This is a genomic window from uncultured Sphingomonas sp. (genome assembly GCF_964243315.1).
GTDB lineage: Bacteria > Pseudomonadota > Alphaproteobacteria > Sphingomonadales > Sphingomonadaceae > Sphingomonas.
This window is the reverse complement of record NZ_CAXTEM010000037.1, coordinates 23,025-29,139: the sequence shown is the minus strand read 5'-3', so window position 1 is coordinate 29,139 and position 6,115 is coordinate 23,025. Positions and strand designations below refer to the sequence as shown.

The window sequence follows — 6,115 nt, the reverse complement described above, 5'->3', positions numbered from 1 at the left end:
TCCTGCGGCCAATGGTTGCGGCCGTTGACGATGATCATGTCCTTGGCGCGGCCGACGACGTAGATGTAGCCGGCGGACATGTAGCCCATGTCGCCGGTGTCGAGCCAGCCATCGGCCATGCACGCCGCGGTCGCATCGGGATCGCGGAAATAGCCGGTCATCAACGACGGGCCCTTGCACCAGAGCTTGCCGATCGCGCCGTCGGGAAGCGGGGTGCCGTCCTCCTCGCGCACCTCGACCGCCATGTCGCGGACGGGCTTGCCGCAATTGACGATCGCGCGGAAGCGCTGCGGGCGTGGCAGCGACGCGCCCGACGGATCGCCGCCGGACAATTGCGTTTCCTCGACCAGTTCGACACGAATGCCCTCGCCCGGCGGCATGATCGACACCGCGAGCGTCGCTTCGGCCAAGCCGTAGCTGGGCAGGAAGGCGGACGCCTGGAACCCGGCATCGGCGAAGGCGTCGACGAAGCTCTGCATCACGTCCGGGCGGATCATGTCGGCGCCGTTGCCCGCGACCCGCCAGCGCGACAGATCGAACCGGTCGGACGCGCGGGTCTGCGACGACATGCGGCGCGCGCAGATGTCGTAGCCGAAGGTCGGCGAATAGCTGAGCGTGGTGCCGTCGTGGCGGCTGATCATGTCGAGCCACGCCAGCGGGCGGCGCGCGAAATCCTCGGTCTTCAGGTAATCGGTCGAGACCTGGTTGGCGATCGGCGAGAGGAAGCAGCCGACCAGCCCCATGTCGTGATACCAGGGCAGCCACGAGATGCAGCGATCGGTGCCGCCGACCTGCATGCCGTGACTGTGCGCGGCGAGATTGTTGAGCAATGCGTGATGCGTGATCGCGACGCCGTGCGGGAAGCGGGTCGAGCCGCTTGAATATTGCAGGTACGCGATCGCCGCCCCGTCCGCCGCCGGCAGCGTCGCCGCGGGCGCGTCGCGGGTCGCGAGTTCGGACCAGTCGATCCCGTGGGTCCCCGCCAGGCGGGCGGCCTCGGCAGCCATCTGCGCGAGTTCGGGCGGGTAGATCAGCATCGTCGGATCGCAGCTCGTGAGCTGCACCCGGAGCTGTTCGATATAGGAATCGCGACCGCCGAACGACGTGGGCAGCGGCAGCGGGACGGGCCAGGCACCCGCATAGACGGTGCCGAAGAACAGCGCCGCGAATTCGGGCCCGGTTTCGGCGACCAGCGCGATACGATCCTCGGGCTTCACGCCCGCCGCGATCAGGCGGTGCGCCATCGCGATCGCGTCGTCGCGCAACTCGGCGTAGGGATAGGGGCGCAGCAACTGCCCGCGGGCATCATGGAAGTTCAGGCCCCGCTCGCCCCGCGCCGCATAGTCGAGCGCCTCGCCGAGCGTGCCGAAATCGGCCAGCCGTCGGGGCAGATCGTCCAGGGTAGGGGTCGAGCGTAGCTGCTCCGTCATCGGTAAAATCCCGTCCTGCCGCGGTCGCGCGACTTCGCTGTCTTGCCTTTGCCGGGCACCAACGTCCTAATTCCGGTCCTACTGTGGCACAAACATGGCATAGCGCAGCGATGGGGCAAGACCGCCGACCCGTTCCGCCGCTCGACACCGCCAAGCTGGAGCGGTTGGCGCTGCGCTATGTCGAGCGCTTCGCGACCACGCGCGGCAAGCTGACCGACTATCTCCGGCGCAAGATCCGTGAGCGTGGCTGGGATGGCGAGCCGGCCGATCCCGCGGCCTTGGCGGAGCGGATGGCGGGGCTCGGCTATGTCGACGACCGCGCCTATGCGGAGGCGCGCGCCTCGGCGCTGGGGCGGCGCGGGCTGGGCGCGCGGCGAGTTGCGGGTGCGTTGCGGGAGGCGCGGATCGGCGACGAGGATGCCGACGCGGTCGCCCCGGGGATCGAAGCGCGCGCGGTCGACGCCGCGCTGACCTTCGCGCGGCGCCGCCGGATCGGGCCGTTCGGCGCGCCGGCCGCCGATCGGGCCGGGCGCGAGAAGCAGTTGGGCGCGATGTTGCGCGCCGGTCATCCGCTTGATCTGGCGCGGCGGATCGTCGATGCGCCGCAGGGCAGCGAACCTACCGCCGAGAGCCTGGAGGGGTGAAACGCCGCTATTTCGTTGCAGGCGCGAAGAAGCATGCTAGCTTGTTCGCACAGGGGTAAGTGATGCGTAGCGACGCGCGACAGGGCGAGTATGCGCCATCGACCGGTGAGATCCCGGCCGATGCCATCGTCGTGGCCGGCGTCATCAAATGGTTCGACGTAACCCGCGGCTTCGGTTTCGCGGTCGCCGACGATCCCGAGATCGGCGACGTGCTGGTTCATTTCTCGGTCCTGCAGGCTCATGGCCGGCGCAGCCTTCCCGAAGGTGCGCGGGTGGAAGCCATCGCGGTGCAGCGCGGGCGGGGCTATCAGGCACGCGAGATCGTCTCGATCGACCTGTCCTGCGCCGTCCCCGAAGCCGAACCGCGGGTGCGCAACGACGGCGATCGCGTCGATCCGATCGCGCTGATCGATGCCGCGGGGCCGTTCGAGCCAGCGACGGTGAAATGGTTCAACCGGCTGAAGGGCTATGGCTTCCTGGTCCGCGACAGCGACGGCGCCGACGTCTTCGTCCACATGGAAACGCTACGCCGCGCCGACATCGCCGCGGTCGAACCCGATCAGCGGATGCGGGTGCGGATCGTGGTGGGGCGCAAGGGGCCACTCGCGGTGGTCGTCGAAGAGGATTGAGGATGGCGAAGGCGGTGATCGCGGCGATCGCGGCGCTGGCGCTCGGCGGCGGTGCCGTTGCGGTGCAGCAGGGCGTATTCTCGGGTGAGAAGGCTGCGGTGGCGCCCGCGGGCAGCCTAGCGATCATGATCGAGTCCAGCAGCGGCAAGCATCGCTTCGTGGTGGAGAAGGCGTCGACCCCCGGCGCGCAGGAGAAGGGGCTGATGTACCGCACCGACCTGACGCCGGACGGTGGGATGCTGTTCTGGCCTTATCCCGCGGCGGGCGGTGGGCCGCGCGAGGCGAGCTTCTGGATGAAGAACACGCCGACCGCGCTCGATATCATCTTCATTCGCCCGGACGGCACGATCGCGCGCATCGCGGAGAATACGGTGCCGTTTTCGGAGACTCCGGTCACGTCGGGCGAGCCGGTCGATGCGGTGCTGGAGCTCGTCGGCGGGCGTGCCGCGGAACTGGGGATCGCGGAGGGCGATCGAGTGAGCTGGGACAAGGGTGCGCAGGCGACGCGCTGATCGCCCCGTGACGCCGTTCGCGGTTGAAGCCCGCAAGCGGGACGGGTAAGCGGACGGCATGACTATCCTCGGATCGATCTTCACCTGGTGGAACGGCGCGACCGTCGGCACGCGCTTCTATGGTCTGCGCGGCAAGACCCGCGTCGGCGAAGACTCGCTCGGCAACGCCTATTGGGAGGGCGGCAAGGACACCGGCGGCCGGATCCGGCGCTGGGTGATCTATTCGGGGCCCAACGACGCCAGCCGGGTACCGCCCGAATGGTTCAGCTGGCTGCATCACCAGATCGACGACGTGCCGGATCGCGCGCTGCCGCCGGCACGGTCGTGGCAGAAGCCCCCGGTCGGCAACATGACCGGGACGCCGCTCGCCTATCGGCCTCAGGGCGCGCTGGAAAAGGGCGGACATCGCGCCGCGGCGACGGGCGATTACGAAGCCTGGACGCCCGAGGGATGATGATCCGCTGGTTGGCCGCGGGCGTGCTCGTCGCGGCGGTCGGCATCGGCGGCGTGGCCGGTTACCGCGCCTTGTACCACGCGCCCCCGGCGGCGGCGAACCGTAGCGCGCCGCTGGTCGTCGCGGACGTCCCGGCGAGCGGCGACGCGTCGGGGATCGAGACGGTCGCGACCGGCGAAGAAGCCGCACTGACCGGTGGCACGCCGATGGCGCAGCGCGTCGCGGTCATCGGCGTCCTCAACAAGCGCAATGGCGTCAGCCGCGAGCTTACGCTGAAGCCGGGGGAGGCGGCGCGGGCCGGCGACGTCGTGGTGCGGCTTCGCGCGTGCGAGACCACTGCGCCGTGGGAACAGCAACGGCTGACCGGTGCGTTCCTCCAGCTCGACGTGCGCGGGGTCGATCGACAGTGGCGTCGCAGCTTTTCGGGCTGGCTATACAAGGAACGCCCGGAGCTGAACGTCGTCCAGCACCCGATCTACGACGTCTGGACCAAGAGCTGCACGATGTCATGGCCGGCGACCGGGCCCGACACGACGTCGCTCGCGGCGCCCACGGGCACGCGATCGAGCGCGAAGAAATCGCCGGGCGCGGAAGGCGACGACGCCGCGGATGAGCCGACCACGCCTTCGAGTGCGGCGGACAACAACGCGACATAGGCCGTGCGCGGGATCTCGACCGCGCCGAGCGAGGCAAGGTGCGGCGTTTGGAACTGGCAGTCGAGCAGCGTGAACCCGCCCGCCTTCAGCCGCGCGACGAGCCAGGCGAGCGCGACCTTCGACGCATCGGTACGGCGGCTGACCATCGATTCGCCGAAGAAGGCGCGGCCGAGCGCCAGCCCGTAGAGCCCGCCGACCAGCTCGTCGCCCTCCCAGCATTCGATCGAATGCGCGAATCCCATCGCGTGCAGCGTCGTGAACACGCGCTCGATGCCGGCGTTGATCCAGGTATCTGGCCGGCCCTCGACGCTTTGCGCGCACAGCTCGATCATCGATCCGAACGCCGTATCCGCGGTGACGCGAAAGCGGTCGGCGAGGAGCGTCTTGCGCAGGCTGCGGGATAGCCGGAAGCCGTCGAGCGGCAGCACCGCCCGGGTGCGGGGCTCGACCCAATAGACGGTGGGCGCGTCGCGATGATCGGCCATCGGGAAAACCCCGACCGCATAGGCGCCGAGGACGAGTTGCGGATCGAGGACGTCCATCAGCGCGCCAGGCGGTGCTCGATCGCCTGCCATAGCAGCGCAAATGCCTTGGCCGCGGTGCCGCTGCCTGCATAGCTGCCGACCGGCGCGCGCTGCGTGGTCATCGCCTCGATCGCGCTCGCCATCGGGATGACCGGCCAGTCCGGTCGGCGTGCGAGCGCTTCCGCATGGCGGGCGCGGCGGCGATCGACCATCGTGTGCACCGCCAGCACCGGCACCTTGCCACCCAGATGCCGGACGACCTCGTCGTGAGCGCGTTCGGACAGCGGCGACGGGATCACCGGCACGACGATCAGGTCGGCAGCGCGCATCACCTGTTCCGCGGTGTTGGTGAGGCCCGGCGGGCAGTCGAGGATCACGCGCTCATAGTCGTCGAGGCCGGTGAGCAGCTTGTGAAGGCGCTTGCGCTTGTCGAGATCGTGGAACAGCTGGTCGAGGCCGCGCAACGAGGGATCGGCACCGATCAGGTCGAGCCGCGGGATCGCGGTCGCGCGGGCACGGCCGGCGGGGGCGACATCCTTGGTGAAGATCGCGCGGGCGTGGTCGCCGGGTGCGGCGCCGCCGAGCAGCCAGGTGCTCGCCGCCTGCGGATCGAGATCCCACAACAGGGTTCGCCGCGACGACAGCGTCGCTGCACACCAGGCCAGGTTCACCGCAAGTGTCGTCTTCCCGACGCCGCCCTTCAGGCTGTAGATCGCGATCGTCGCCATGGCGGTTACCGTGCGCGTGTGATTACTGCAGGGCAAGCCTCGCGCATGCGGCGGATGTGAAAACGGCCGGTGGATCGCTCCACCGGCCGTGAAATCTTCAGCGGAATAGCCGTCAGGATTTGCAGGTCTGCGAAGCCTTGCCGGGCTGGGTGACGGTGATCAGCGTGGGCGTGCCGGTCATTTTCCAGCCGCCTTCCGCGGTCAGCGGCTCGCCCGCTGCCGGCGCGGTCAGGCGGTTGACCGCCCCGGCCTTCTCGGTGCGGACGAACGCCAGCTTGTTGCCTTCGAAGAAGGTCACGTAGAGCAGGCTGTTGTCCTTGCAGCGCATCGTCTTGTCCGCCTTGATCGCAGGCGGCAGCTCGACCGGCGCGCGGTTGGCGAGTTCCTTCGCCATCGGATCGGGGTTGGTGTCGACCACCTCCGGCGATGTCGGTGTGGAGTTGCAGGCGGCCAGCGCGAGGAGCGCGGCGGAGACGGCGAGGATGGGGAGGCTCTTCATAGCGGCCGGATGCTTCGCGCATGCAGCATTGAGCGTCAA

The 6,115-nt window shown here is 69.2% G+C and carries 8 protein-coding genes and 1 pseudogene; 5 read left to right on the top strand and 4 right to left on the bottom strand.

Features of this window, described 5'->3' with window-relative positions; translation table 11 throughout:
- A partial coding sequence (locus ACFE77_RS11275) for a fatty acyl-AMP ligase (RefSeq protein WP_375421734.1) occupies positions 1–1,430 on the bottom strand: 1,430 nt, incomplete at its 3' end.
- Positions 1,431–1,540: 110 nt separating this feature from the next.
- Between ACFE77_RS11275 and ACFE77_RS11270 the strand changes: the two genes are divergently transcribed.
- The 5 genes and pseudogenes from ACFE77_RS11270 to ACFE77_RS11250 form a co-directional block, all read left to right on the top strand.
- A complete protein-coding gene (locus ACFE77_RS11270; RefSeq protein ID WP_375421733.1) occupies positions 1,541–2,074 on the top strand; it encodes a regulatory protein RecX in 534 nt (177 codons plus the stop codon).
- A 62-nt stretch (positions 2,075–2,136) separates the two neighbouring features.
- Positions 2,137–2,703, top strand: a complete 567-nt coding sequence (locus ACFE77_RS11265; RefSeq protein ID WP_375421732.1) for a cold-shock protein — start codon at positions 2,137–2,139, stop codon at positions 2,701–2,703.
- Between the two features lie 2 nt (positions 2,704–2,705).
- Complete coding sequence (locus ACFE77_RS11260; RefSeq protein WP_375421731.1) at positions 2,706–3,215, top strand: DUF192 domain-containing protein; 510 nt, start codon at positions 2,706–2,708, stop codon at positions 3,213–3,215.
- Between the two features lie 58 nt (positions 3,216–3,273).
- Positions 3,274–3,669, top strand: coding sequence for an NADH:ubiquinone oxidoreductase subunit NDUFA12 (locus ACFE77_RS11255; protein ID WP_375421730.1), 396 nt, complete (start codon positions 3,274–3,276; stop codon positions 3,667–3,669).
- A pseudogene (locus tag ACFE77_RS11250) lies at positions 3,666–4,109 on the top strand (DUF2155 domain-containing protein); the annotation flags it as partial. The gene ACFE77_RS11255 and the pseudogene ACFE77_RS11250, both read left to right, overlap by 4 nt.
- Positions 4,110–4,144: 35 nt before the next feature.
- Here the strand turns inward: ACFE77_RS11250 and aat are convergent.
- The 3 genes from aat to ACFE77_RS11235 all read right to left on the bottom strand — a co-directional run bounded on the left by aat (position 4,145) and on the right by ACFE77_RS11235 (position 6,076).
- Positions 4,145–4,867 carry a leucyl/phenylalanyl-tRNA--protein transferase gene (gene aat, locus ACFE77_RS11245; protein WP_375421729.1) on the bottom strand — a complete coding sequence of 241 codons (723 nt, stop codon included), beginning with the start codon at positions 4,865–4,867 and terminating at the stop codon, positions 4,145–4,147.
- Positions 4,867–5,577, bottom strand: a complete 711-nt coding sequence (locus tag ACFE77_RS11240; protein ID WP_375421728.1) for a ParA family protein — start codon at positions 5,575–5,577, stop codon at positions 4,867–4,869. Before ACFE77_RS11240 ends, aat begins: the two co-directional genes overlap by 1 nt.
- Before the next feature lie 112 nt (positions 5,578–5,689).
- Positions 5,690–6,076, bottom strand: a complete 387-nt coding sequence (locus ACFE77_RS11235; protein WP_375421727.1) for a hypothetical protein — start codon at positions 6,074–6,076, stop codon at positions 5,690–5,692.
- Positions 6,077–6,115: the final 39 nt, after the last annotated feature.

Excerpts from the sequence above, each read along its gene's own strand:
- ACFE77_RS11240 (WP_375421728.1), bottom strand. The coding sequence starts at position 5,577 with ATGGCGACGATCGCGATCTACAGCCTGAAGGGCGGCGTCGGGAAGACG.
- ACFE77_RS11260 (WP_375421731.1), top strand. The coding sequence starts at position 2,706 with ATGGCGAAGGCGGTGATCGCGGCGATCGCGGCGCTGGCGCTCGGCGGC.
- ACFE77_RS11255 (WP_375421730.1), top strand. The coding sequence starts at position 3,274 with ATGACTATCCTCGGATCGATCTTCACCTGGTGGAACGGCGCGACCGTC.
- ACFE77_RS11235 (WP_375421727.1), bottom strand. The coding sequence starts at position 6,076 with ATGAAGAGCCTCCCCATCCTCGCCGTCTCCGCCGCGCTCCTCGCGCTG.
- ACFE77_RS11265 (WP_375421732.1), top strand. The coding sequence starts at position 2,137 with ATGCGTAGCGACGCGCGACAGGGCGAGTATGCGCCATCGACCGGTGAG.
- ACFE77_RS11270 (WP_375421733.1), top strand. The coding sequence starts at position 1,541 with ATGGGGCAAGACCGCCGACCCGTTCCGCCGCTCGACACCGCCAAGCTG.
- aat (WP_375421729.1), bottom strand. The coding sequence starts at position 4,867 with ATGGACGTCCTCGATCCGCAACTCGTCCTCGGCGCCTATGCGGTCGGG.